This window comes from Blautia sp. JLR.GB0024 (assembly GCF_037000545.1).
Lineage (GTDB): Bacteria > Bacillota > Clostridia > Lachnospirales > Lachnospiraceae > Blautia > Blautia celeris.
Genome location: NZ_JBANBF010000021.1, coordinates 1 through 26,906, shown reverse-complemented (window position 1 = coordinate 26,906; position 26,906 = coordinate 1). Strand labels below are relative to the sequence as shown.

Sequence of the window (26,906 nt, the reverse complement as noted above, 5' to 3'; positions counted from 1 at the left end):
TATATAATGGCGGCAGAAATGTCAACATATTTTTGCATTTTTTTCAAAAACTTTTTCATCCGGGTTTTATGCAGAGTTCTAAATGTTTTTTTCGCTCATATACTTTACGGAATAATTGGTATTGGAGAAAGAAAATTTGGCTGGATATCGGCGATTTGTTGCGTATGTATATGAGTACCCGGATGGAAAGAAAGGAAATGGGAAGGGATTTATCAAAGTAGAGGCCCGGGATGGTAAGTGCCGCATGAACTATCGGATTCAAGGAATCTATGGAAAAGAGGAGGCACCCTGTAACATTTACGGGTTTGTGAGAAAAAGCGATGGATGCGAAGGCATTTATCTTGGAGAATGTGACCTGGCAGGTGATACGGTCCAGTTTCAGACGGAAGTACCGGATCAGGGAATGGGAGGCACTGCGTACGGACTGAACGACCTGAGCGGTCTGGTCATGCTGACCGGAGATGGAATCATGTATGGTACAGGGTGGGATGATCGTCCTGTGCGCCTGGAAGAAATCAGGCTCCCGAGAATGCAGGAGGACAGATCCCGGAATGCGGACAGAGCCACTGAGACAAATAATAATATGCAGAAAGAGGAGCTGGAGACAGGACCGGAGGCTGTGCAGGATGAACTGCCGGAGGGTGTTGCAGCAGCGGAGGCGCTCATGGAAGCAGAGGGGCCAGTTGCTCTGGACGATGAAGAGGGTTCCCTGCCGTTAGCGGAGCATTCTGAAGAGACAGTTAATCTGTTCAGCGGGGAGAGCCCGGATGATAATCTGGAGGAAATGGATTACCGCACAGACACAACAGTGGAAATAGAAACGGATTCAACGAATGCTGGCCGTGCAGAGAGAGGAAATACTATGGAAGGAAACCGTGCAGAGGCAGGGAACGCCATGGAAGGAAACCGTGCAGAAGCAGGGAATGCCATGGAAAGAAACCGTGCAGAAGCAGGGAATGCCATGGAAAGAAACCGTGCAGAGACAGGCAATGCCATGGAGGAAAATCGTGCAGACGGGAACAATGCCATGGGAGGAAACCGCACGGAAAGAGAAAATGCCATGGAGGCAGACTGGGAAGCGGGAAACAATGCCGTGGGAGGAAACCGCGCAGAGAGGGAGAATGCCATAGAGGCGGACTGGGAAGCGGGAAATAATGCTGTGGATGGTAACCGAGCCGGAAGGAATAATTCCATGGATGACACTCCTTGGCAGGGCAGATATCCGTCCAATACATTCAGACAGGGAGGTATGAATACTCCTGATAGAAACCGGGAAGAGAGGAGTAATTCCTCGAATGCAGGCCACCGGGATTGGGGCTATCCACCAGTCATAGGACGGGATAATGAGACTTCCGCGCCGGGCAGACGCATGGAGGAGAACCGTTCCAATGAATCTTCTGAAACAGAGGAAGGAAGGCAGGCAATGCCGTCCCGGACAGAGGGGGACCCTTACATGCCGCCTCGTATAAATGAGAGGGGAACTTATTTTCCACAGCATTATGAGGAGGATGAACCGGAAACAGGACAGGAGGAACAATCTGAGCAGAGAATGGAGCCGGTCGCCCCTTCACGGACAGAAAATACAGTACAGCCGGTTATGGAACCGTCACGGTCGGATATGGGCCAGAACCAGAACACAGCAGTACCGAATATGGGCCAGAACCGGAACACAGCAGTACCGAATATGGACCAGGACCGGAATGCCGCAATGCCGGATATGAACCAGAACCGGAACACAGCAGTACCGAATATGGACCAGGACCGGAATGCCGCAATGCCGGATATGAACCAGAACCGGAACGCAGCAGTACCGAATATGGGCCAGAACCGGAATACCACAATGCCGGATATGAACCAGAACCGGAACGCAGCAGTACCGAATATGGACCAGGACCGGAATGCCGCAATGCCGGATATGAACCAGAACCGGAACACAGCAGTACCGAATATGGGCCAGAACCGGAATACCACAATGCCGGATATGAACCAGAACAGGAATACTGCAATGCCGGACACAGACCGGAATCCGGACATCACAGCCCCGGACATGGAGAGGCCTCCATACACAGAAGAAGAATTGTACCGGGAAACGATTGATCATGAAATCTTCGGAAGGGACCAGTATCCGGACAGTGAAATGCGGATCGAAGCATCCGGCAGTACGGATGCAGCAGAGCAGTCTACGTGGAACCCGGCAGGTGACCGTGAGGAGGATGCAGTGAACCTTCTGGAAGAACTGGACCAGGATGAGGATGCCATCCGCAACATGAGGCAGATGGAAAAAGAAGTGACAGAGAAGAAGGTACAGAGTCCGGAGGAAGGTGAGCTTCACGGGCAGTCCGCACAGGCCGCCAGACAGCCTGCCGTATTTGCTCCGTTTTCAGACGGGGAGATTGTGGACTGCAGACAGATAACACCTGCGGAGCTGCGGATACTTGCCAGAAGAGACAGGGGGCTGATGAACAACAATTTTCTGAGACATGGATATTACCGTTATCATTACCTGCTCCTGGGCAGAAGAAGAGATGACGGCCGGTACATACTGGGTGTTCCGGGTGTTTATGACCGGCAGGAATGTCTCATGGCAGGTATGTTCGGCTTCCCCAACTTCAAGGCAGCCAAAACGCAGGGCAAAGCTGCCATGCCGCGCTTTGGCTACTGGTACCGTTTAATCGATACCCCGGATATAAACCGCAGGAATCGTTCTTGACAGGATAAGACAGAAATAATCCAAATCCCTTTTGGAATAACTGCTGAATCCAGGCCTTATGACTTCAGGGGAGTCCTTATAGGCCTGGAGGTAGTAGGCGCTGCACCCGGCAAGCCAGTTTCCGATGGAGCGGAAATCTTCCTGGGTATGCAGCTCCCTGACTACGGTTGTCCTGAATTCATAGGGGACACTGCCGGACATAAGGAAATCCACGGATTCACAGATTGGTTTTAAGTCCAGATGCTTGCTGCCTGCAACTCTGGCATAAGATTCTTTGGAGGATTTGATGTCCATGGCGACCATATCTACCATCTTATTGTTGATCAGTTTTTTCAGGATCCAGGGATGAGAGCCGTTGGTATCCAGCTTGACCGGGTAGCCAAGCTCCTTTATCCTGTCTATAAGGCAGAAGATATCTTTGTCCAGGGTGGGTTCTCCTCCTGTGATGCAGACCCCCTCCAGAATGCCCTGGCGTTTTTTCAGAACTTTAAGCACATCCTCCGTGGGAATGACCGGCTGTTCTCCGGGTGAGAGGACAAGCCCGCTGTTATGGCAGAAGGGACACCTGAAATTGCAGCTTCCCAGAAAAATGGTGGCAGCTATTTTGCCGGGATAATCCAGAAGCGTTGTTTTGTTGAAACCATTGATTGGCATAAAAATCCCCCTTTAGGTATCGTTTGGGCAGGACCGTAAGTCCTTTGCTGATACTTTATATTTTACTATACACAGTGGGCTTTTACCAGGGAAAACTCACATTTGTACTTGACCGGAAAGCAGGCTGGCTTTATAATGAACAGGTATGGAGACGTATCGAAGCGGCCATAACGAGCTTGACTCGAAATCAAGTTGCCGGGTAACCGGCACGTGGGTTCGAATCCCACCGTCTCCGCTGTCTTAAACCCGCATAACCAGCGGGTTTTTTGTTTACCTTTTCCAACAGCTGAAAAGTGCCGGTACCTTGGCGAGTACCGGCAAAAGAGGGGGAAAAGAAAAATCTATGTAAATAGGTCAGTTGGCTTTATTAGGCGAAGCCCGGCAGCCACATATATCACTGTAATGCAGCTGCTGTCTTCTTCAACAACAATTAAAGTATAACCTGCAAATGTGAGGATTCTGTGACAAGGATATAAAGCTTTTCTGAAGCATTTTAAAAATATTTAAAAAGAATCTGAAGAAGAAACGAAAGACTCTTTTCGGACAGGAAAAAGCCGGTACTCTGCGAAGTACCGGCAAAAGAGGGAGGGAAAAGAAAAATCTATATAAATAAGTCAGTTGGCTTTTTTGTGAGGTCCGGCTCCTGCCGCCGTCCTCCTTGCTGACAATTACAGTATATCCAAGAAATGTGAGGAATTTATGACAGCACAATAAAGCTTTTCTGAAATTTTTGAAGAATTTATGAAAGAAATGGGAAAGACTTTTATACTGGGCCGTTCTTGGCTATTGCATTACAAAAGCGGAGTGTAGTATAATTCAGAAACAACGGCCAGAGACCGTTGTCCCGCAATGCGGACGGAATCATACAGGAAGGCGGATCGTGAAATGGATACACAGGAAAAGTTTATGAAGGAAGCCATAAAGCAAGCGAAAAAAGCGTACGCCCTTAGGGAAGTTCCCATTGGCTGTGTGATCGTATATGAAGGAAAAATAATAGCCAGAGGCTATAACCGAAGAAATACAGATAAAAATACCACCTCCCACGCAGAGATGAATGCCATCCGGAAAGCCAGCAAAAAGCTGGGGGACTGGAGGCTTGAGGGATGCACGCTCTATGTCACCCTGGAACCCTGTCAGATGTGCGCAGGAGCCATCATACAGGCCAGAATTGATAAAGTGGTCATCGGCAGTATGAACCCCAAGGCCGGGTGTGCAGGTTCTGTCCTGAACCTGCTGGAGATGGAGGGGTTTAACCATAAGGCAGAAGTGGAACGCGGCGTGCTGGAAGCGGAGTGCAGTGATATGCTGAGCGGATTCTTCCGGGAATTGAGAAAAGAGAAAGCAAAAGCAAAGGAGAAATGTCATGACAAAACAGGAATTTAGGGAACTGGTACAGGCCAAAACATTGCTTTTAGACGGGGCCACAGGCTCGAATCTCATGAAGGAAGGGATGCCCAGAGGTGTCTGCTCCGAACAGTGGGTTTACGAGAACCCGCAGGTGCTGCAGAAACTGCAGAAGGAGTATTGTGAGGCGGGTTCCAAAATTGTCTACGCCTCCACATTTTCAGCGAACAGAATAAGTCTTGCCAATCATGGGCTGGAGGATAAGGTTGAGGAATTGAATCGGGGACTTGTGCGCGTTTCCAGGGATGCAGTCGGGGATGCGTGTTACATTGCAGGCGACCTGACCACCACCGGCAAACAGGATGTGCCTTATGAAATCTTGTTTGAGGCGTACAGGGAGCAGATCGCTGTCCTGGCGGATGCGGGTGTGGATCTGCTCATTGCGGAAACCATGCTGGGTGTGGATGAAGTGATGGCAGTCATAGATGCCGCTGCCGCAGTGTGCGAACTGCCGGTTATGTGCACTCTGACCGTGGAGTCTGACGGCAGCTTATTCTTTGGCGGAAATATTTATGATGCAGTGGAGACACTGGAACAGATGGGCGCAGATGCTGTCGGCATCAATTGTTCCACAGGCCCGGACCAGTTGGTTTCCGTAGTGAAAAATATAAGGGAAAAGGTCAGCATTCCTGTCATTGTAAAGCCAAACGCCGGAATGCCCGTGATCGATGATAAAGGTAATGCGGTCTATTCCATGGGAGCCGGGGAATTTGCAGAGCACATGAAGGTGCTTGTGGAAGCCGGCGCGAATATTGTCGGCGGCTGCTGCGGAACGACACCGGAATATATCAGGAGATTGGCTGACATTTTGAAATAAAAAGGTAACTGTTCAGTCAGGTCTGCGCATTTACTGCGCTGACCGTGCAAAAGAGTAGTGGCGGCAGGTATTTGCCCCATCGCGAAGCGATTTTTAATGGGCGAATACCCGTAACGATTCAGCTGGCTGAATCGTTACATAAAAAAAACGTTCCCCTCATTTCTGAAGGAAACGCCTTTTTATGTAAACCAAAATACCGACCAGCGCGAAGACCAGGATAACGACACGGGCCACCTGGGTATAAGTGCCGAGACATTCGGCGGCCTTCTGCCAGGAGGTTCCGGCGATGGCTCCCAGGGCGACGAGTACCAGGTTCCAGATAAAACTCCCGATCGTGGTCAGGGACAGAAAGGTGCCCAGGTTCATATGGGCCATTCCGGCGGGAATGGAGATCAGGCTTCGCACAATGGGAATAAAGCGGCAGAAGAGAACCGTATAGTTTCCCTTGCTGTCAAACCATTCCATGGCGCTCCCCACATCTTCCGGTTTAAAATGCAGTATTTTCCCAATCCTGCCCTCCAGAAGAGATTCCAGCTTTTCCCGGGGGACCAGGTGGCCGATCTGATATAGAAGGATGGCTCCGAACACACTGCCCACAGTGGAGGAGAGCACAACACCGATAATGTTCATCTTCGTATATGTAGTCATAAAGCCGCCGAAGGTCAGTATGACTTCGGAGGGAATAGGGGGGAACAGGTTCTCAACCAGAATGAGGAGGGCTATCCCCAGATACCCGTAGGCATCCATTATATGCATCATCCAATAACTCATCAAAAAAACCTCCGCTGCAATCGTCTCTTTCATCTTATGACGATACAGTGGAGGTTATTCTATTCTTTTTCACCGTGCGCCGCACCTCGAAACCCCTTCACGGACGTTACCTCTACAGTTAACTCGGCCCAGGCACCCTCGCGGCACACAGAAGATTCTACTTAGTGCTGCTTCATTCCTGACCTGACACGGTTCATAGAGTTCTGTTGCGCAAGACCCAGACGTCAGCGCCACTTATAAAGGGCAGCTCCGCAAAGAAAGCCCCTCAGATTTGGCATCACCCCTGCTGTAGCGGATTGCAGGTATAGGGCACCGCTATCTCCCCGGCTGCACGGTATCTAAAAGTATATCGGTTTTTAGACGTTTTGTCAATGAAAAAGAGAGCTGAAATGAAAAAGAGAGAAAAAAATGATTCTGCACTTTACAAAAGCAGAGGAGTATAGTATAATAAATATCGACCATAAATGTGTTAATGTAATTTGAATTCCTCAACGAAAGAAAACGGACAGGCCGCATACCTGTCCGTTTTCTTTTTATGCAATAAAGTGCCTCCTTATGCATAAAATATAAGAGGAGGACAAGCATATGAAAAGAAAAATGATGATTTTATGGCTTCTGTGCGCCGCTGTGAGCCGATTTACATACAGTACAGCCGCAGAAAACCTTCCGGAAACCGGCCGGATGGAAAATGAAACAGAAAAGATGGATACCGCCCAGCCCGAATTTGTCATCACAGAGCGGCCTTTCCTGTCTTTTGAAGATATGGAGCCGGACGAGGAGCGAAGCCAGGTGTTTTCCATCCGGAATACGGGGGCGGAGGAAGAGGTATACTATCTTACCATACAGGCACCGGAGGAGATTACGTGGGAACTGACAAAGGCCGGTGATTCGTACGACAGCGGCAGGGCCTCCGGGACGCCCTTAAAGCTTGGAGTGCTGCAGCCGGGCGAACATGTGGTTTTTCAGCTTACAGTGAAAAATGCAGGGGATACCTTCTGTTCGGCCTTTCCCGCATTTTCCGAAAAGAAAATTTTAAGTTGTGGTACAAAATAAAATAAGCTATAATGGATGCAGGTGAGTAAATTTATTCGCCGAAATATGCGTGGAGGCTCCCAGCCGCAATATGTGGGAGCAGAACCGCGGAAACTGACTGGGTCTGTATTCCAAACCCAGAATGGGGACTGAAGTAAATACTATATCATAAGATGGGATGTGAAATATATGAAGAGAATCGGTTTGTTAACAAGCGGCGGTGACTGTCAGGCGCTCAATGCCACCATGCGCGGTGTTGTGAAAGGTTTGGCTTCCAATCTGGATGAACTGGAGGTCTATGGCTTTGATGACGGGTATAAAGGATTGATATACGGAGACTACAGAATGCTCTCAGCCAAGGATTTCTCAGGAATCCTCACAAGAGGCGGTACGATCCTGGGCACATCACGCCAGCCCTTCAAATTAATGCGTGTGCCGGATGACAGAGGCCTTGACAAGGTTGAGGCCATGAAGCAGACGTACTACAAGCTGCGCCTTGACTGTCTGGTGATCCTGGGCGGCAACGGTACCCAGAAGACAGCCAATATGCTGAGAGAAGAGGGACTGAACATCATCCACCTTCCCAAGACCATAGACAATGATATCTGGGGAACGGATATGACATTTGGTTTCCAGAGTGCGGTGAATATTGCCACAGAAGCGATTGACTGCATCCATACAACGGCAGCATCCCACAGCCGTATCTTTATTGTGGAAGTCATGGGGCATAAAGTGGGATGGCTGACCCTGCACGCCGGTATTGCAGGCGGCGCGGACATTATCCTGATTCCTGAAATCCCATATGATATTGATAAGATAGCTGACGCAGTCAGGAAGAGGAACAGAGCCGGAAAAGGCTTTACCATCCTGGCCGTGGCGGAGGGCGCGGTTTCCAAAGAGGACGCAGCGCTTCCCAAGAAAGAGCTGAAGAAGAAAATGGAAGAAAATGCGAAGAAATATCCATCCGTTTCCTATAAGCTGGAGGCAGAGCTGAAGGAGAAACTGGATCTGGATATCCGTATCACCATTCCGGGACATATGCAGAGGGGCGGAAGCCCATGTCCGTATGACCGTGTGCTCTCCACCCATATGGGTTCCGCAGCCGCAGGCCTGATCTTAAAAGATGAATACGGCTACATGGTGGGAATCGTCAACGGCAAGATCAAGAAAGTCCCGCTTCAGGAATGCGCCGGCAAACTGAAGATGGTATCTCCGGACGACCAGCTGATCAAGGCGGCAAAGAGGATTGGCATCAGCTTCGGGGATTAACTGAAAAAGGAGAATTTTCATGAGCTATACTGCTCTATATCGGAAGTTCCGCCCTCAGGATTTTGAAGATGTAAAGGGGCAGGAACACATTGTAACCACATTGAAGAACCAGATGAAGGCAGACAGGATCGGCCATGCCTATCTTTTCTGCGGCACCCGTGGTACAGGTAAGACTACCATTGCCAAGATTCTGGCAAAGGCGGTAAACTGCGAACATCCGGTAGACGGAAGCCCCTGCAATGAATGCGAGACATGCCAGGCGATCAATGCGGGGACCTCCATGAATGTCATAGAGATTGACGCCGCTTCCAACAACGGCGTCGATAACATTCGTGAGATCCGCGAGGAAGTGGCCTACCGTCCGGCAAAAGGACGTTATAAAGTATATATCATAGATGAGGTTCATATGCTGTCCACAGGAGCGTTTAATGCACTGTTAAAGACGCTTGAGGAACCTCCTTCTTATGTTATCTTCATTCTTGCCACCACGGAGGCCCACAAGATTCCTATCACCATTTTGTCCAGATGCCAGCGCTACGATTTCAAACGCATTACCGTGGATACCATAGCGGCAAGGCTGACGGAGCTGATGAATAAGGAGGGTACAGACGTGGAGGAGAAGGCCATCCGCTACATTGCAAAGGCAGCGGACGGTTCCATGCGTGATGCACTCTCCCTGCTGGACCAGTGTATCGCCTTTTATCTGGGTGAGACATTGACCTATGAAAAGGCCCTTGAGGTGCTGGGGGCTGTGGATACACAGGTGTTCAGCAGGCTTCTGCGGCTGATCGTAAAGCAGGATACCGCAGGCGCTATCAGGACCCTGGAGGATCTGATCATCCAGGGAAGGGAACTGGGGCAGTTTGTGGCGGATTTTATCTGGTATCTGCGCAATCTGCTGCTGGTGAAGACTTCAGATGCACCGGAGGAGGCTGTGGATGTCTCTGCGGAGAATATGGCGCTTCTCAGGGAGGAGAGCCGTATGCTGGATGCGGAGACACTGATGCGCTACATCCGCATTTTTTCAGAGCTTTCCAACCAGATCCGCTATGCATCCCAGAAGAGGGTGCTGGTGGAGATCGCGCTGATAAAACTCTGTCAGCCTGTTATGGAGACCAACCTGGATTCCCTGTTTGACAGAATCCGGGTACTGGAGGAAAAGCTGGAGAACGGTGTCGTGATGGCAGGACCGGCACAGGCAGGTGAATACGGTTCACCGGCATACGGCGGGGTACCGGATGCCGCAGCGGAGGAAAAACCTTCAGAGCCGGAGGCAAAGCCTGAGAAGGCAGCTCCTGAGGATCTGCAGTATATTAAGAAGAACTGGAATTCCATAGTGCGGGAGACAAGAGGCTTTCTGCAGCAGATGCTCCTGACTTCCACGCCGAAATACAACGGCAGTACAGGAGAACCTGTCCTGTATGTGGAGTTTGGAAATTTTCAGGCGAAAATCTGCATGGACAATCCGGATACCATACCCATGCTTAAAGAAATCATCCGGAAGAAAACAGGAAAGAGCGTGGAGATCGAGCTTTTACTGGCAGGCGGGGAGCATAAAGGCCCTGCGGGGCTGGCCTCGATTTCCGTAGATGATTTGATCGAACAGAACATCCGCATGGATGTAGTAGTAGAAGAAATGGAAGAGGAAGAATAGGAGGATTTGAATATGGCTAAAAAAGGAGGATTTCCGGGAATGGGAATGCCCGGAAACATGAATAATCTGATGAAGCAGGCGCAGAAGATGCAGCGTCAGGCAGAGGAAAACCAGAAGGCACTGGAGGAGAAGGAATTTACCGCCACAGCAGGCGGCGGAGCCGTTGAAGTGACCGTCTCCGGCAAGAAGGAGATCACAAAGGTGAAGCTGGCTGAGGAAGTGGTTGACCCGGATGATATTGAAATGCTGGAGGACCTTATTATGGCAGCTACCAATGAGGCGCTCCGCAAGATGGAAGAGGAGTCAGCGGCGCTTATGTCTAAGCTCACAGGCGGGCTTGGAGGCCTTGGCGGCGGATTCCCGTTCTAAGCGGCCGTATACCGCAGAGGTGAAAAATATTGGAATACTACAGCAGTCATATCAACAAATTAATTGAGCAGCTTTCCCGTCTGCCGGGCATTGGGGCAAAATCTGCCCAGCGCCTGGCATTCCACATTCTGAATATGCCAAAGGACCAGGTGGAGCAGCTTTCCGCGTCCATTGTGAATGCCAAGGCCAATGTACAGTATTGTAAGAACTGCTACACCCTGACAGACCAGGAAATCTGCCCGATCTGCAATAACCCCAGAAGAAACAGGAAGGTCATCATGGTGGTGGAGAATACCAGGGACCTGGCAGCATACGAGAAGACCGGAAAATATGACGGTGTGTATCACGTGCTGCACGGCGCGATTTCTCCCATGCTGGGCATCGGTCCGGATGACATTAAGTTAAAGGAACTGATGCAGCGCCTTTCCCAGGATGATATTGAGGAGGTGATCATCGCCACCAATTCCAGCCTGGAAGGAGAGACCACCGCCATGTACATCAGCAAACTGGTGAAGCCTACCGGTATCCGGGTGAGCCGTATCGCCAGCGGGGTTCCTGTGGGCGGCGATCTGGAATATATTGATGAAGTTACCCTTCTTCGTGCGCTGGAGGGAAGGGTAGAACTATAGGAGCTTTAACATGAAGAAGAAAGTGACGTCCACGGATATCGCGAAAGCAGCGGGAGTATCCCAGGCAACGGTATCCATGGTGCTGAATAAAAAGTACAATGTTTCCTTCTCGAAAGAGACGATACAGAAGGTGGAGCAGGCTGCCCGGGAAATGGGATACAACATACCGAAGAGACGTCCGAGAAAGGATGCCGGTAACAGCAGGCTGATCATAGTCTTCTGCCCCACCCTTACCAACCCTTATTATGTCATGCTTCTGCAGGGAATTGAAAAAGTAGCCAAGGAAAAGGGATATGCGGTCTTCACCTGTGACACACAGAGGGAGCTGAAGCTGGAGGAGCAGTACCTGAAGATGATGCACACGGTTATCCCGGCGGGCATCATCTACACCTTCAACCCAAGTCCTGTGTACATGCAGCAGGTGGAGGAGCTGGCGAAGAAGATTCCGCTGGTCATCATAAGCAACAGGGAACGTGTGGAAGTAGATGCCATCAACCAGGACAATACTAAGGTGGGCAGCCTTATGGCCAGGCATCTGCTGGATCTGGGCCACCGGGACGTGGCGTTTATCGCGCCGCCGCTTACAAAAAGGCAGCAGCAGCGCTCCAAACGTGTGGCAGGATTTGTGGAGGAGTATGAGAAGGAGGGCCTGGGCGGCCATGTGATCATCAAAGCGGCGGATGACGCCCTGGATGACCAGCTCCCAAGCATTGACTCGGAATACCGGATGGGATATAACCTGACAAAGGAAATTCTGGCGGGGCCGAGGAAAGTGACCGCGTTTGCGGGACTGAACGACATGATGGCCTTTGGCATCATGGATGCCCTCCAGGAAGAAAAATATAAGATTCCCGGTGATGTGTCTGTACTTGGCTGCGACAACATCATATTTTCCGGTATGTCACATATGTCCCTCACCACCATAGAGCACTTTGTACCTCTGAAAGGGCGGGATGCCTGCGATATTATCATGCGCAAGATTGAATCCTTCATGAATACATATTCTGACAGTGAGCCCACCAGCATCTATCATATTGAGTATGAACCGAAGCTGATTGTACGCAAGACCACAGGTTATGTAAAACAAAAGCAGAAAAAGAAGAAAAAAACAAAATAAATTAAATGAAATCCATTTTATTATTAGTAATAAAATAAAGACAAAATCCTGAAAATTATAGGATTGGGCAAAAGGGATTTTATAAAACTGCCGAAAATAGTTAATAAAAATCCGGTTTATTAATAGGTTAAATTATTTATAAAATCGATAGCTCTTGCGAAGGTATGTTTTATGGGGTAAACTGAGTGTATCAAATGACAAAGCAAAGGTTTTGAACGGGAGGAAAAAATTATGAGATTTTTTATCGACACTGCAAATGTAGAAGACATCCGCAAGGCAAATGACATGGGAATCATCTGTGGAGTGACCACAAACCCATCCCTGATCGCAAAAGAGGGACGTGACTTCAATGAGGTTATCAAAGAGATCACTTCCATCGTAGACGGACCGATCAGCGGTGAGGTGAAAGCCACCACAACAGATGCAGAAGGCATGATCAAAGAGGGCCGCGAGATCGCAGCTATCCATCCGAACATGATCGTTAAGATCCCAATGACAACAGAGGGATTAAAGGCAGTTAAAGTTCTGAACGCAGAAGGTATCAAAACCAACGTTACACTGGTATTTACATCCAACCAGGCACTGCTGGCAGCAAGAGCAGGCGCAACCTATGTTTCCCCGTTCCTGGGCAGACTGGATGACATCTCTGTATGCGGAACAGATCTGATCCGTGAGATTGTAGAGATCTTCCAGGTTGCAGGCATTGACACAGAGATCATTGCAGCAAGCGTACGCCATCCGATGCACGTGACAGAGTGTGCTCTGGCAGGCGCGGATATTGCGACTGTACCTTACAAGGTTCTGGAGCAGATGACAAAACATCCTCTGACAGACCAGGGTATTGAGAAATTCCAGAAAGATTATATTGCAGTTTTCGGCGAATAATAGAACTGTATAGAGGCAGACGGGATGCCGGACAGGCTCCCGTTCACAGAACAAACCATCAGGAGGAAGAAATGAACAAGTTAGAACTTCAGAAGACAGCTAACGAAGTCCGCAAAGGCATCGTGACTGCTGTTCATTCCGCAAAAGCCGGACATCCGGGCGGCTCATTATCAGCAGCAGATTTATTTACGTATCTGTATTTCCAGGAAATGAATATTGACCCGAAAGAGCCGAAGAAGGCAGACCGTGACCGTTTTGTCCTCTCAAAAGGACATACAGCACCGGGCCTTTATTCCACTCTGGCACAGAGAGGATATTTCCCCACAGAGGATTTGAAAACTCTGCGTCATCTCGGCTCTTATCTGCAGGGACATCCGGATATGAAACATATCCCGGGCGTTGATATGTCCAGCGGTTCCCTGGGACAGGGTATCTCCGCAGCAGTCGGAATGGCATTGTCCGCTAAGATGGACGGCGCGGATTACCGTGTTTACACCCTGCTGGGCGACGGCGAGATTCAGGAAGGCCAGGTCTGGGAGGCATCTATGTTTGCCGGATTCAGAAAACTGGACAATCTGGTAGTGATCGTGGACAACAACGGACTTCAGATTGACGGAAGCATTGAAGATGTTTGTTCTCCGTACCCCATTGACAAGAAATTTGAAGCCTTCAACTTCCACGTGATCAACGTGGCAGACGGCAACGACTTTGACCAGCTTGAGGCAGCTTTTAAAGAGGCCAGAGAGACAAAGGGAATGCCCACTGCCATTATCATGAAAACAGTGAAGGGCAAAGGCGTTTCCTTCATGGAAAATGAAGCCGGATGGCACGGAAAAGCTCCGAATGATGCAGAATATGAAATCGCTATGGCAGATTTGGAAAAGGCAGGTGAAGCATTATGTCAGAAGTAAAGAAGATCGCAACCAGAGAAAGCTATGGAAATGCATTAGTAGAATTAGGAAAGAAATACGACAACCTGGTAGTTCTGGACGCGGACCTGGCAGGTGCAACCAAGACCGGTACCTTCCAGAAAGCATTTCCGGAACGTCACATTGACTGCGGTATCGCAGAGTGTGATATGATGGGTATTGCGGCAGGTATGTCCACCACCGGAAAAGTTCCTTTTGCCAGCACATTTGCCATGTTTGCTGCCGGACGTGCCTACGAGCAGGTGCGCAACTCCATCGGATATCCTCATCTGAATGTAAAGATCGGCGCGACCCATGCAGGTATTTCCGTAGGTGAGGACGGCGCCACCCATCAGTGCAACGAGGATATGGCTCTGATGCGCACAATTCCGGGAATGGTTATCTTAAACCCTTCCGATGATGTTGAGGCAAAAGCGGCAGTTGAAGCTGCTTACCAGCATGAAGGCCCTGTATACCTCAGATTCGGGCGTCTCGCTGTTCCGGTGATCAATGACAAACCGGATTATAAATTTGAGATCGGAAAAGGTATTGTTTTGAGAGAAGGCAAGGATGTGACTATTTTTGCCACAGGTCTCTGTGTAAGTGAGACTCTGGCTGCCGCAGATAAACTGGCTGCAGACGGAATCGACGCCAAAGTGGTCAATATCCACACCATCAAACCTCTGGATGAGGAGCTGGTTGTGAAGGCAGCAAAGGAGACCGGCAAAGTGGTTACCGTTGAGGAGCATTCCGTGATCGGAGGTCTGGGCGGAGCTGTTGCAGAAGTCCTGAGCGAGAAAGCGCCGACAAAAATGCTGAGAATCGGTATCAATGATGTATTCGGTGAATCAGGCCCTGCAGTGAAGCTGCTGGAAAAATACGGCATTGACGCAAACGGTATCTATGCCAAAGTAAAAGCATTTGTATAAGAGAGATATGCAGGTACTTGTATAGGCCTTTACAAAAAATAACATATGTTTTAAAATCAGGTTAGAAACCTGGTTAAAGTGAGGGATGTCACCAACAGGCGGCATCCCTTTTTCTAAGGACATAAAGGAGCATGACAGATATGAAGCGTAAGGGGTTGTTCAGAAGAAAGCATTCCCGTGTGAGTACAGTGAAGGATGAGGGGAATGAAGAGTTTTATGAGTGCATAAAGGATCTGGTACATCATCCTTATGTGCTCAGGATGAAGGAGTATCCGCATCACTGTGAGACAAGCTGCTACCAGCACTGCCTGAATGTGGCCTACTATAATTTCCGTATCTGTAAGTTCTTCGGCCTGGATGCCAGGTCAGCGGCCAGAGCAGGAATGCTGCACGATCTGTTCCTGTATGACTGGAGAGGGCACAGGAAGAAGACCGGTGACCCGGTCCACGCCATGACCCATCCCCACACAGCTCTGCATAATGCAAAAAAATACTTCCGGCTCAACAAGCTGGAAGAAGAGATGATTCTCAAGCACATGTTTCCGGTGACCCCGGTTCCGCCCATGCACAGAGAGACATGGATCATTACCCTGACGGATAAATACTGCGGAACCTGTGAGATCGGCAGGTATTACTACCGTGCCTGGTTCCCAAGGGGGATTTATTATATGGCAGTGCGGCTGATGAAAAAGGTGTTTGGGGAGGATTACCATTACCAGGATTATCAGCTCCCCTTTGGTCTGGCAGCAGCGGATTCCGCGGACAGCGGAGTCAATTTCGTCAAGCTGCGCCGGCGTTCCTCCTCCGGATGGAAGAAGGCGAGAAGAGAAGGGCGGCGTGTGCCGAAGTATTGACGGTGTGCGACCAGAATCCCTGAGACGATGGCATCCGCCAGCTCCATGACTGTGGACAGGCGTGTTGTCTGCAGAAGAAAATGCTCAAATGCTCCCGACAGGTTGACAATGCCCGTAATGGATATGTCACCTACCGGGGGCAGTTTCTTTTTTACGCCCAGGCCCGGTTCCAGAGAACCTTGTCCCACTGTGACAAAGCCCTGGTGCTTTTTAGAGCCGAGGGAGGCGTCAATGGCCACGGTCAGGCTGTTGGGGTGTTCTTTTTTTACAGATTCCACGGTCTCCTGGAGGTTCAGGGCATGGACAGGATTGGCAAGGGTGCCGTATATACAGCAGCGGTTCAGATGTTCTTTTGCCAGGCGGTGGCCTATGAGAGGTCCAAGGCTGTCGCCGGTGATGCGGTCGCTTCCAATACAGAGGAAGACAAGTTCTTCAAAATTGCTGTCGGATTTGGCGTATAGTTCGGTAAGCAGAGAGCCGATCTTGTTGCCGGCTCTGTCTGTGCGGCCTTCAATATAGTAAACGGGCGTATCAAGGTGTGTGTCCATATTTTTATCCATCCTTTCTTTCCCCTATTTTGTCCGTTTTTACCTCTCTTTATCCTGTCTTTTTAACGGGATGTTTGTCGTTAAAAAAAGGCATGTACCTTTCTTAATCCGCTAAATTTCGCAGAAGATCCGTGCTATCCTGTTGCCCAAAGGGGTGAATCTTTATGATAGAAATAGTCTACGAAAAAGAAAAACAAAAGCCTGAGGGAAACGAAGGATTCTTCCGCATCCCCAACAACATACGCCAGATAGGAGAAGTCAACGAAACACAAAAAATCTATATAGAAGATTATGCGTACACTTACCTTTGTAGAATCTCTTCCGGGAATTCTTCAAAAGGAAAAGCTGCAATTCTTCTGGGACAGGCCAACTGGAAAGACGGTATTTCCTACCTTTTTGTGAAAAGCGCTGTTGTACTTCCTGACATGGAAATTACTGAAGAACACCTTTCCTTTACCAGGGAAATCTGGAACCACGTGTATGAGAAGAACAAGGAATATTTTCCGGATCAGGAAATTGTGGGATGGTATCTGTCCATTCCCGGATGCTCCATGGAGCTTCACGAAGTCATCTGCCGGACCCATCTGGATCATTTCGGCGGCAATGACAAGGTGCTCATGGTGATGGAACCCCTTGAAAAAGAAGAAGCATTTTACCGATATGAGGACGGAGAACTGTCCAGACAGCCGGGCTTTTATATCTATTATGAAAAAAATGAGCCCATGCAGAATTTCCTCGTGGCCCAGAATGACAAGGCCGAGACGAAAAGTGAACAGGTCAGTGACCAGGCGGTGAAGACATTCCGGAAAAAGGTGGAGACAAAGTCTGAGGGCAAAAAGCAGACAAAGAACACCTCCGTGTTCCGGACTGCCAGCGTGTGCATGATGGTGGCTGTGCTGGCTGTGGGAGTCCTGTACTTAAATGATTATCACAAGCTGAAAAAGACAGAGACAGTCATCTCAAAGCTGGATGATAAGAACAGCGGCAAGGAGCTTGTGGAGACAAAACCGGTCAATGGACTGGTATCCGAGAACCGGAAAAAGGACAGTCAGGATGCGGCAGACGGGGAGGCGGCGGGAACAGACACCGAAGAAACCGATGCCGGCACAGACGGGGCAGCCACCTCCGAATCATCGGATGGAACTTCTGATGGACAGAAGGATACAGACGGAAAAAAAGACGATGCAAAGGATCCGGATGCTGATGACGGAGCTTCAGAGAAAAAGACGGACAGCGGCAGCGATGCATCAGGGACAGATGCAGAGGATGACAGCAAAAACAGTCCTGCCGATGCGAAGGACAGCGATGACGGGGATTCCGGCCAGACAGCAGGCTCCACACACCAGTCCTACACCATTCACGAGGGCGACACCATAACAAGTATCAGCATGAGATATTATGGCAACAGCTCTAAGATCAAGGAAATCTGTGCGCTGAACGGCCTGTCACCGGAAGATTTTATTTTCCCGGGACAAAAAATTTTACTCCCGTAGAATTTTGTGCTATAATAGCCGAAAACAGTTACAGATTCGATAAGGAAGAGTGAATGGAAGACAATAAGACAAACGAAAAAAGAAAAAAGAAATCCCGCAGGCGCAGACGACAGCAGTTAAAACGCATACTGATCGCTGCCCTGGTGGTCATAGCAGTTATTATTATCGCTGTAGTGGTGATACAGCGCAGGACTTATCACAAGTATTCCGTACTGTCCTCAGCCAAGAACGAGGACGTGCAGTCAGCCGGATATGTAAAGCTGGGGGACTGTGTTCTCAAGTACGCGTCAGACGGTGCGTCCCTGCTGAATCAGAAGCAGGAGACAGTCTGGAAGCAGAGCTATGAGATGACAGACCCTGTGGCGGATGTCCGGGATGAGACAGCGGTTGTGGCGGACAAGGAAGGCACGCTGATGTATATTTTCAAGAAGGACGCCCCTGTGGGAGCTGTGGAGACCAGCATGCCCATTCTAAAGGCAAGGGTGGCCCAGAGCGGTGTGGTGGCAGCTATTCTCCGGGATGGAGAGAAGACATGGATTGATTTCTATGCCACGGACGGCAGCCTGATCGCAGAAAACCAGACCAGAATAGACAGCCCCGGATATCCGGTGGATTTGGCAGTTTCCCCTGACGGAAAGCTGATCATGATCTCCTATCTCTATGTGGAGAACGGGCAGACGACCAGCTACGTGGCTTTTTATAATTTCGGGGACGAAGGGCAGGGTGAGATTGACAATATAGTCGCCGGATTTACATATGAGGGCGTGGTGGTTCCCCAGGTAGTATATTTGGAAGGCGGCGTTTCAGCAGCTTTCAGGGATGACGGTTTCTCCATATACGAGGGGAGCAGCGTTCCCAGGGAGAAGACGAATAAGAAGATTAAAACAGACATAGTCAGCACATTCTTCAATGACAAATATGTGGGACTTGTTTTCAAAAGTGATGGCAAGGACGACAAATACACCATGACATTGTATGACCTTACCGGAAAAGAAAAGTTCAGCCGCAGCTTCAATATGGAATATAAGAATATCCGCATCAGCGATGATATGATCATCATGAACAATGACAGCCAGGTATCCATGTATTCCCTCAGCGGAATCGAGAAGTTCAATGGAAATATGGATGAGGGTGTCATCAAAGATATTTTTAAAATCGGCTCCAACCGCTACATTCTCGTGTCTGAGAATGGCATCAAGACAATTAAATTAAAATAGCAGAAATAATGTGGAGCTGCCGGCGGTTACGCGGCAGCTTCGTTTGTTGCCGGGCATGCAGTGAAAAGTAACCATCGTTTATCTTAAAGATTTACACAGGAGAAAATTATGAATTGGCTTAATATTATTGTACTTGCCGTATTTGTTCTATGTATTATGAATGGTATACGCAGAGGGTTTATCAGGACGATTGCAGCTATGTTCTCTATTCTTGTGAGCATGGTGCTGGTTTATTTCCTGAACCCCTATGTGGTGGATTTTGTGGAAGAGAAGACACCGATCTATGACACGATCGAGGAAAAATGCAGTGAATCCATAGCCGCAGGGCTGGAGGGAGAACTTGGGGAACAGAGTCAGACCGCGTTCATTGAAGAACTTCCTCTCCCGGAGAGTATAAAAAGTATGTTAAAGGAGAGCGGGGGATCCTACGGGGATTCACTGGCAGACGCCTTTGCCGGTTATCTCTCCGCCTCCATTGCCCATATGATCGTCAACAGCCTGTCCTTTCTGGTCACGTTTTTTGTGGTGTCCCTGATCCTGCGGTTTGCGGTGGCAGCTCTTGACAGCATTTTCAGCCTGCCGGTGCTGAGCCTGTTAAACCGCACGGCCGGAGCGGCTGCCGGATGTGTGCAGGGGCTTCTCATTGTATGGGTGTTCTTCCTGGTGATCACCCTGTTCTGGAGCACTGACTGGGGACGGACAGCCGTGGAGATGGCAAAGGAGAATCCCATTACAAAATGGCTCTACGATTCCAATCTGCTTCTCAAATTCGTGTCAGGATTTTTGAAAATATAAAGGAGTTTTACATATGGTCAGGATAAAGGATATTGCAAAAGAGGCCGGGGTGAGCCCAACCACAGTCTCCAATGTTATTCACGGAAATACGAAAAAAGTTTCCAAAGCCAATATTGATAAGATTCAGAGGATTCTGGAAAAAAACCAGTACATTCCAAGTATGAGTGCCCTTATGCTGGCGGAGAACCGTTCCAGGCTCATAGGCGTGCTGATCGGGGAGCGGGAAGGAAAGCGCAGAAGCATTGCCTCTGACCCTTTTACCAGCGTTATCCTCAACTCTCTGGAACTGGAGATATACAGACAGAATTATTATATGCTTTTCCATCTGGCAAATTCCCAGGAGGAAAGCTGGAAACTGGCTGCCACCTGGAAAGTGGAGGGGCTGATCACTCTGGGCCTGTCCTCAGAGGAGAACCTGGAGTTAAGTGAGAAGTGCCAGATCCCTCTTGTGAGCATTGACAATTATTACGGGGAGAAAAAGGTTGCCAACATCGGCCTGCAGGACTTTGAAGGGGGGTATGCCATGGGGAAATTCCTGGCAGAACAGGGACATAAGAATATCCTCTTCCTTGCAGACAATGATGTGGGCGTGGATCATGAGCGTTGGCTGGGCGTTCAAAAGGCAGTGGAAGAGCACGGGGCAGAAGGCGCCGCGGCAGGGCGCAGAATCATGCCGGAGAACCGGGAACTGCGGAAAGCGTGGCTGGAAGACAGCCTGGAGGATTTAAAGAGCCGTGATGTGCTCTTTTTTGCATCTGATTTTTATGCTCTGGAGGCCATTCATTTCCTCCAGGACAAGGGTGTGGATATTCCGGGGGATGTGTCTGTGGCCGGATTTGACGACAGCCCCTATGCGGAGATCTGCAGACCGGAGATAACCACTGTCCGGCAGAATATCATGAAGAAGGGCCAGGAGGCTGTAAAAAGGCTGATATGCCTGATTCAGGAGGAGGAATTTAAGGGGCAGGAGAGGCTTCCCGTGGAGGTTGTGGTCCGGGATTCCGTGAAACAAAAGCCCTTATAGTAAAATTCTACAAAAAAAGTATATGCCAGTTGTCTAAAAAGACGTTTTGCGCAAAACCTATTGTACTGTTTCCGTCTTGTTGCTATAATTTGTGACAGATAGAAAAGGTTTTGCGCAAAACGTCTTTTGTTTTTGCTGAGTGAAAGGAGAAACATATGAAAAACAGATTGTTAGCCGCTGCCGCTCTTGCGGGCTGTGCTCTGCTGATGACAGGCTGCGGACAGAAGGAAGAAAACCACCTGGAAATTTTCTCTACCAAGATGGAGAATCAGGCGATTCTGCAGTCTTTTATTGATGAATACACACAGGAACACCCTGATGTGACCATTGAATTCAACTCTCCGCCGGACGCGTCCACTGTGCTTAGGACCAAGCTTACCAAGAACCGTGTGCCGGACATTATTTTCATGGGAGGAGACATGACTTTCCGTGATATGTCCGAGGCGGAAATCCTCATGGATCTAAGTGATATGGAAGAGGCTGACCGGATCAAGGATGCCTACAAAGAGCAGGTCTATAACCTGAATCCTGACCAGGAGGAAAAGCTCTATGGTCTGCCCTATGCCACAAACGCAGAGGGGATCATCTACAATGTGGATATTTTCAAGGAACAGGGGCTTGAGATCCCCGAGACCTGGGATGAGCTGATGGATGTGTGTGAAAAGCTTGAAAGCGCGGGAATCCAGCCCTTTTATTTCACTTTAAAGGATTCCTGGACAGGCGGCCCGCTGTGGATCCCTATGACATATGACCTGGCGGGAATGGACTTTTTCCTGGACAGAAGAGAGGGAAAGACCACATTTCTGGGTACTCACGAGGAGGCGGCTGAGAAGATTCTGACACTCACCGGGTACGGACAGAAGGACCTTCTGGGTAAGGGCTATGATGACGGAAATATTGACTTTGCCAACGGCAAGGCAGCCATGATGTTCCAGGGAAACTGGGCGATACCCAATATCCAGAAAGCCAATCCTGATGTGAATCTGGACATGTTTGCCCTTCCGGTCACAAACGATGAGAGCAAAAACGCCATTATTTCCGGTATTGATGTAATGCCGACCATCTATAAGGAAACCAAGGAGGAAGAGCTGGCGAAAGATTTCATAAGCTTTATCTTCCGGGATGACAAAGTAAAGGCATATATTGAAGATCAGTTTGCATTTCCCTCTGTGGACACGGTAGTGCAGGATAATGCAAGCGTGGCAGGTGTCGCAGAGAAATTCGCTCAGGGAAATATCGGAGATTTCGCGGACCATTATTACCCCACCGGCTTTGATTTTACGGTGACACTGCAGACCTTTGTGAGCAAGCAGGGAGATGTGGAAGAATTTTTAAAGAAACTGGATAAAGAATACGACAAATACAACAGTTTTTAGGGGGATGAATCATGAAAAAGAACAGAGCTTATATGGTGATCATCATACCAATGCTGGTACTGTTTTTCACCTTTCACACATTTTCCTTTTTAAAAGGAATTTTCTACAGCTTTACAGACTGGAAGGGGTACGGAACCTGGGATTTCGTAGGTCTTACCAACTATCTGAAACTGTGGGGGGACGAGGCTATCGGAGATGCCTACAAGTTTACCTTTAAATACGCCATCTGTGCAACCATCCTGGTCAATATCATAAGCCTTTTGCTGGCACTTGCGCTCAATGCGAAAATTAAATGCAAGAATGCACTGAAGGCCATATATTTCCTTCCTTATATGCTCAGTGCACTGATCGTCAGCTTTGTATTTAACTTTATTTTCTCCAATGTTCTGCCGGATCTGGGACAGAAGATGGGAATCGGATTTTTGAGCAGTAATATTCTGGGGCAGGAGAATCTGGCCTGGGTCGGTATTCTGGTGGTAGGTGTATGGCAGGCAGTGGCCTTTAATACCATCATCTATATGTCAGGACTGCAGACGGTCGACACAGATATCTATGAGGCCAGCAGCATTGACGGGGCAGGCAGATGGACGACCTTCTGGAAGATGACTTTCCCGCTGATCGCACCGTTTTTCACCATCAACATGGTACTCTGTGTGAAGAACTTCCTCATGGTATTTGACCAGATCATCGCCATGACAAACGGCGGGCCGGGTACCTCCACACAGTCCATTTCCGTGCTTATTTACAAACAGGGATTTTCAGGTGCCCAGTATGCATACCAGTCAGCCAATGCGGTGATTTTCTTCATTGTCATAGCTGTGATTTCACTGTTCCAGACAAGAGTTTTAGAGAAGAGGGAGGCGTAAGATATGTTGAAGAACAAGAAAAGCAGTACCATACTCACAATCGTTCTGTTTGCGCTTGCGGCGGTTACGATTCTGTTTCCGCTCTATATCACAGTAGTCATCGCTCTGAAAACACCGGAGCAGATTGCCCAGTCTGTGCTGGCATTCCCCAACAAGCTGCATTTTGAGAACTTTCTGACAGCTATTGAGAAGACAAATTTTTTCGTTACATTTAGAAATACACTGATCATTACAGTGGTATCAGTTGCCGGGACCATTGTGACAAACTCCTTTATGGCGTTTGCCATTACAAGGAACAGGGGCAGGAAGTTATATGATTTTATTTACTATTTCCTGATCAGTGCCATGTTTATTCCGTTTAATATTATCATGCTGCCGCTGGTTAAGCAGGTGAGCTTTTTCCATATGGATAATGTGCCGGGGCTGATCATACTGTACATTGTCATGGGCCTTCCCATGAATATTTTCCTGTATTCCGGCTATATCAAGTCCATTCCAACGGCGCTTGATGAAGCGGCGACCATTGACGGTGCCAATACCTTCCAGATGTTTTACAAGGTCATTTTCCCAACCCTGAAGCCCATGAATGCCACAGTGGCAATCCTTACCTTCCTGTGGTGCTGGAATGACTTTACCATGCCCCTGGTCATCATCAGCGACCAGAAGAACCAGACGCTGCAGCTTGCGCAGTATGTGTTCAAGGGCGAATTTGCAACCGACTACAGCCTGGCCTTTGCGTCATACCTGCTGGCCCTTCTGCCCATTGTGATCTTCTATCTCTTTGCGCAGAAACAGGTTATCAGCGGTGTTACCAACGGTGCAGTGAAAGCATAAAATAAAAAGGAGACTGAATAATGAAAAAAGCATGGTGGAAAGAAAGTGTAGTTTATCAGGTATATCCCAGGAGCTTCTGCGACAGCAACGGAGACGGAATCGGAGATATCAATGGTATTACAAGTAAACTGGATTATTTGAAGGAGCTGGGGATCAATGTGATCTGGCTCTCCCCGGTGTACCAGTCACCAAATGATGACAATGGCTATGATATCAGTGACTATCAGGCAATCATGAAAGAATTCGGTACCATGGAGGATTTCGACAGGATGCTGGAGGAAGCTCACGCCAGGGGTATCAAGATTGTTATGGACCTGGTGGTGAACCATACTTCGGATGAACACGCATGGTTTATGGAGAGCAGAAAGTCTAAGGATAATCCGTACCGTGATTATTATATCTGGCGTGAAGGAAAAGACGGAAAAGAACCAAATAACTGGGGGTCTGTTTTCAATGGCCCTGCCTGGGAATATGACGGAAACACAGATATGTACTATTTACATATGTTCTCCAAAAAGCAGCCGGACCTGAACTGGGAGAACCCCAAAGTGCGCGATGAAGTATTTTCCATGATGAACTGGTGGTGCCAGAAGGGCATTGACGGTTTCCGTATGGATGTTATCAGCATGATCTCCAAGGCAGAGGGGCTTCCTGACGGGGAGGTACGTGACGGCCTCCACGGAGACGCGTCCCCATATGTACAGAATGGCCCTCATGTCCACGAATATCTGCAGGAGATGAACCGGAAGGTACTGTCAAAATATGATCTGCTCACCGTTGGGGAGTGTGCCGGCGTTACTGTTGAGGAAGCAAAGAAATATGCCTCAGAAAAAGGTACAGAGTTAAGTATGGTATTCCAGTTTGAACATATGGGACTGGACGGCGGAGAATTTTCCAAATGGAGCGATAGAAAGATAAAGCTCACAGAACTGAAAGAAAACCTAACGAAATGGCAGAATGAACTGGAGGGATCAGCCTGGAACAGTCTGTTTTGGTCCAATCATGACCAGCCCAGAATCGTTTCCAGATTTGGAAATGACAGTGTGCGTTACCGCGAGGTCTCTGCTAAAATGCTGGCTACCTGTCTGCACATGATGCAGGGAACCCCATATGTGTACCAGGGCGAAGAACTGGGTATGACAAATATGGAGTTTAATACAGTAGAGGATTTCTGCGACATTGAGAGTATCAATGCATATCACGAATATGTGGACAGCGGTAAAATAGACGGGGAGACCATGATGCGGTATCTGCGTTATAAGAGCAGGGATAACTCAAGAACACCCATGCAGTGGAACGCAGATGTGAATGCAGGATTTTCCACAGGTACTCCCTGGATGAGGGTGAACCCGAACTATGAGGATATCAATGCGGAGGAGCAGGTGAAACGCGCAGATTCTGTATTCTCCTATTATAAGGAACTGATCCGCCTGAGAAGGGAAAAGGAGATCATTGTCTACGGCCATTATGAACTGCTGATGCCGGAAGATGAAAAGCTTTTTGTGTATACGCGCAGTCTGGACAATGAGAAGCTTCTTGTTATCTGCAATTTCTCAGAAGAGGAAGCCGTTTACTGTGTGCCGGAAGAATTTGCGGGCAAAAAGGTGCTGATCGGCAACTATGAGGGGCAGGAAGCTGCCCACAGCATCAGGCTGAGACCTTATGAAGCTTTGGTGATTGAAAAATAAGGGATGGATCTGTAATCCATACAGACAGAACAGCGGAGATTTCGGTGCATATACGCAGCCGGAACCTCCGCTCTTTATATATCACCGGACAGCCCAGAGTGTGTTTGAAAATTGCTTTCGGCAAAGTGTGGCGCACAGCATGCCGAAAGCAATTCTCATATACATCGTTGGCAGGCAGAGATAAACATACGCTGAAATATCTCTTTGCACGCGTTAAAGCTGCAGGTTCATGTGCAGAACGTTATTTCTACTTTATAACACCTCCATAGCCTTTCTGTTTCATTATAGGCAGCAAATCGGCGTCATATACGATATGGGAATGCATGTGACCATCTTTTTATGCGGCAGCATAGGGGCACATCTGAATTTTAGATGTATCCAGGGGGGGCGGTTTTGAAGACGGAGAAGAACAGGGGCACAGCAATGATAAGAAGAGGAATGTGGATGCCAATGCGAGTTTTCGATTTTCGAATAGCAGCTTGGGTTCTGATTCGGATGTTTCTGCAGAAGCGAACATGAGAAAGGGATTGGAATTATCGGCATTCTTTTCGGGTCAATCCAGTCACAAGAACAGTGATGGGGCTGCAGAAAGTATTCCTGGCGGCAGATATTAAGGCGGAGTATCTGCCAAGCCACAGGTAAATTGACTCCTTTTTTGGAAAAATAGGAAGTATTATGGAATGGAGTGGAAAAACATGGAAATTACCTGAAAAAATTGTTGTTTAGTTATTGACATATTTGACAGATAATGCTATTATAAAAGCCTACCGGTGAGCTCCGGTGGCTATTTTTACTGGTTTTAGAAATAAAAGTAAAAATATGTTGACAAGAGATAGAAGATATGATATTCTATCAAAGTTGCCGCTGAGACAGATGGTTAACAACTTCAAAGAAATTTGAAAAAGTTGTTGACAGACAGCGAAAGATGTGATAATCTATTATAGCTGTCGCGAGAAAAAAGTGACAACAACTGCTGGAAACATTAGTTTTCAGAAAGCTACTGATTTCAAAACATTTAATTAAAAAGTTTTGAAAAAAGTTAAAAAAGTTCTTGACAAGCTCG

General features: G+C 48.5%; 23 protein-coding genes, 1 tRNA gene, 1 other RNA gene and 1 pseudogene. 22 read left to right on the top strand and 4 right to left on the bottom strand.

Annotated elements, in window-relative coordinates; translation table 11 throughout:
• The first annotated feature begins 136 nt into the window (after positions 1-136).
• On the top strand, positions 137-2,710 hold the full coding sequence (locus tag V8Q34_RS25095) for a hypothetical protein (RefSeq protein ID WP_335836535.1): 2,574 nt from the start codon (positions 137-139) through the stop codon (positions 2,708-2,710).
• On the opposite strand, the gene V8Q34_RS25090 is transcribed toward V8Q34_RS25095, so the two are convergent.
• The gene (locus V8Q34_RS25090) at positions 2,669-3,364 is read right to left on the bottom strand and encodes an anaerobic ribonucleoside-triphosphate reductase activating protein (RefSeq protein WP_054353085.1); all 696 of its coding nucleotides are present in this window, start codon (positions 3,362-3,364) and stop codon (positions 2,669-2,671) included. The two genes, V8Q34_RS25095 and V8Q34_RS25090, sit on opposite strands and share 42 nt — an antisense overlap.
• 147 nt (positions 3,365-3,511) lie before the next feature.
• On the opposite strand from V8Q34_RS25090, the gene V8Q34_RS25085 reads away from it, so the two are divergent.
• From V8Q34_RS25085 to V8Q34_RS25075, 3 genes are all read left to right on the top strand, one after another.
• Positions 3,512-3,599 (top strand) — tRNA-Ser (locus tag V8Q34_RS25085).
• 650 nt (positions 3,600-4,249) lie between these two features.
• The gene (gene tadA, locus V8Q34_RS25080; RefSeq protein WP_033143847.1) at positions 4,250-4,747 is read left to right on the top strand and encodes a tRNA adenosine(34) deaminase TadA; all 498 of its coding nucleotides are present in this window, start codon (positions 4,250-4,252) and stop codon (positions 4,745-4,747) included.
• Positions 4,728-5,585 (top strand): homocysteine S-methyltransferase family protein, encoded by an 858-nt coding sequence (locus V8Q34_RS25075; protein WP_033143846.1) that lies wholly within the window; start codon positions 4,728-4,730, stop codon positions 5,583-5,585. Before tadA ends, V8Q34_RS25075 begins: the two co-directional genes overlap by 20 nt.
• 156 nt (positions 5,586-5,741) lie before the next feature.
• Here V8Q34_RS25075 and V8Q34_RS25070 read toward each other — a convergent pair whose 3' ends face one another.
• Positions 5,742-6,356, bottom strand: coding sequence for a DedA family protein (locus tag V8Q34_RS25070; protein WP_335836533.1), 615 nt, complete (start codon positions 6,354-6,356; stop codon positions 5,742-5,744).
• A gap of 72 nt (positions 6,357-6,428) precedes the next feature.
• Positions 6,429-6,691: signal recognition particle sRNA large type (gene ffs / locus V8Q34_RS25065), an RNA gene on the bottom strand.
• Positions 6,692-6,941: 250 nt separating this feature from the next.
• Between ffs and V8Q34_RS25060 the strand changes: the two genes are divergently transcribed.
• From V8Q34_RS25060 to V8Q34_RS25015, 10 genes are all read left to right on the top strand, one after another.
• The gene (locus V8Q34_RS25060; protein WP_335836532.1) at positions 6,942-7,409 is read left to right on the top strand and encodes a hypothetical protein; all 468 of its coding nucleotides are present in this window, start codon (positions 6,942-6,944) and stop codon (positions 7,407-7,409) included.
• Between the two features lie 168 nt (positions 7,410-7,577).
• Positions 7,578-8,657 carry a 6-phosphofructokinase gene (locus V8Q34_RS25055; RefSeq protein WP_033143843.1) on the top strand — a complete coding sequence of 360 codons (1,080 nt, stop codon included), beginning with the start codon at positions 7,578-7,580 and terminating at the stop codon, positions 8,655-8,657.
• Positions 8,658-8,676: 19 nt separating this feature from the next.
• Complete coding sequence (gene dnaX, locus V8Q34_RS25050; protein ID WP_335836531.1) at positions 8,677-10,311, top strand: DNA polymerase III subunit gamma/tau; 1,635 nt, start codon at positions 8,677-8,679, stop codon at positions 10,309-10,311.
• A 12-nt stretch (positions 10,312-10,323) separates the two neighbouring features.
• Positions 10,324-10,680, top strand: a complete 357-nt coding sequence (locus V8Q34_RS25045) for a YbaB/EbfC family nucleoid-associated protein (RefSeq protein ID WP_033143841.1) — start codon at positions 10,324-10,326, stop codon at positions 10,678-10,680.
• A gap of 29 nt (positions 10,681-10,709) precedes the next feature.
• Positions 10,710-11,309 (top strand): recombination mediator RecR, encoded by a 600-nt coding sequence (gene recR / locus V8Q34_RS25040; protein ID WP_033143840.1) that lies wholly within the window; start codon positions 10,710-10,712, stop codon positions 11,307-11,309.
• 10 nt (positions 11,310-11,319) lie between these two features.
• Positions 11,320-12,426, top strand: coding sequence for a LacI family DNA-binding transcriptional regulator (locus V8Q34_RS25035; RefSeq protein ID WP_033143839.1), 1,107 nt, complete (start codon positions 11,320-11,322; stop codon positions 12,424-12,426).
• 231 nt (positions 12,427-12,657) lie between these two features.
• Positions 12,658-13,311 carry a fructose-6-phosphate aldolase gene (gene fsa, locus V8Q34_RS25030; RefSeq protein ID WP_033143838.1) on the top strand — a complete coding sequence of 218 codons (654 nt, stop codon included), beginning with the start codon at positions 12,658-12,660 and terminating at the stop codon, positions 13,309-13,311.
• Positions 13,312-13,382: 71 nt separating this feature from the next.
• Positions 13,383-14,222 (top strand): transketolase, encoded by an 840-nt coding sequence (locus V8Q34_RS25025; RefSeq protein WP_033143837.1) that lies wholly within the window; start codon positions 13,383-13,385, stop codon positions 14,220-14,222.
• A complete protein-coding gene (locus V8Q34_RS25020) occupies positions 14,210-15,148 on the top strand; it encodes a transketolase family protein (protein WP_033143836.1) in 939 nt (312 codons plus the stop codon). Before V8Q34_RS25025 ends, V8Q34_RS25020 begins: the two co-directional genes overlap by 13 nt.
• 140 nt (positions 15,149-15,288) lie before the next feature.
• On the top strand, positions 15,289-16,002 hold the full coding sequence (locus V8Q34_RS25015; protein ID WP_243107823.1) for an HD domain-containing protein: 714 nt from the start codon (positions 15,289-15,291) through the stop codon (positions 16,000-16,002).
• Positions 16,003-16,028: 26 nt separating this feature from the next.
• On the opposite strand, the pseudogene yyaC reads toward V8Q34_RS25015, so the two are convergent.
• Positions 16,029-16,550, bottom strand: a pseudogene (gene yyaC / locus V8Q34_RS25010) (spore protease YyaC); the annotation flags it as partial.
• A 164-nt stretch (positions 16,551-16,714) separates the two neighbouring features.
• Here yyaC and V8Q34_RS25005 point away from each other — a divergent pair.
• The 8 genes from V8Q34_RS25005 to V8Q34_RS24970 all read left to right on the top strand — a co-directional run bounded on the left by V8Q34_RS25005 (position 16,715) and on the right by V8Q34_RS24970 (position 25,843).
• Positions 16,715-18,043: a LysM peptidoglycan-binding domain-containing protein gene (locus V8Q34_RS25005; RefSeq protein ID WP_054353079.1), complete on the top strand. Its 1,329-nt coding sequence runs from the start codon at positions 16,715-16,717 to the stop codon at positions 18,041-18,043.
• A gap of 53 nt (positions 18,044-18,096) precedes the next feature.
• Positions 18,097-19,260 carry a DUF5711 family protein gene (locus V8Q34_RS25000; RefSeq protein ID WP_335836530.1) on the top strand — a complete coding sequence of 388 codons (1,164 nt, stop codon included), beginning with the start codon at positions 18,097-18,099 and terminating at the stop codon, positions 19,258-19,260.
• A 108-nt stretch (positions 19,261-19,368) separates the two neighbouring features.
• On the top strand, positions 19,369-20,055 hold the full coding sequence (locus tag V8Q34_RS24995) for a CvpA family protein (protein WP_054353077.1): 687 nt from the start codon (positions 19,369-19,371) through the stop codon (positions 20,053-20,055).
• Between the two features lie 13 nt (positions 20,056-20,068).
• Positions 20,069-21,079, top strand: coding sequence for a LacI family DNA-binding transcriptional regulator (locus V8Q34_RS24990; RefSeq protein ID WP_033143830.1), 1,011 nt, complete (start codon positions 20,069-20,071; stop codon positions 21,077-21,079).
• A gap of 155 nt (positions 21,080-21,234) precedes the next feature.
• Complete coding sequence (locus tag V8Q34_RS24985) at positions 21,235-22,455, top strand: ABC transporter substrate-binding protein (protein WP_033143829.1); 1,221 nt, start codon at positions 21,235-21,237, stop codon at positions 22,453-22,455.
• An 11-nt stretch (positions 22,456-22,466) separates the two neighbouring features.
• The gene (locus V8Q34_RS24980) at positions 22,467-23,321 is read left to right on the top strand and encodes a carbohydrate ABC transporter permease (protein WP_118743637.1); all 855 of its coding nucleotides are present in this window, start codon (positions 22,467-22,469) and stop codon (positions 23,319-23,321) included.
• A 3-nt stretch (positions 23,322-23,324) separates the two neighbouring features.
• Positions 23,325-24,155 (top strand): carbohydrate ABC transporter permease, encoded by an 831-nt coding sequence (locus tag V8Q34_RS24975; protein WP_181014557.1) that lies wholly within the window; start codon positions 23,325-23,327, stop codon positions 24,153-24,155.
• A gap of 20 nt (positions 24,156-24,175) precedes the next feature.
• Complete coding sequence (locus tag V8Q34_RS24970; RefSeq protein ID WP_118743636.1) at positions 24,176-25,843, top strand: glycoside hydrolase family 13 protein; 1,668 nt, start codon at positions 24,176-24,178, stop codon at positions 25,841-25,843.
• The last annotated feature ends 1,063 nt before the right edge of the window (positions 25,844-26,906 follow it).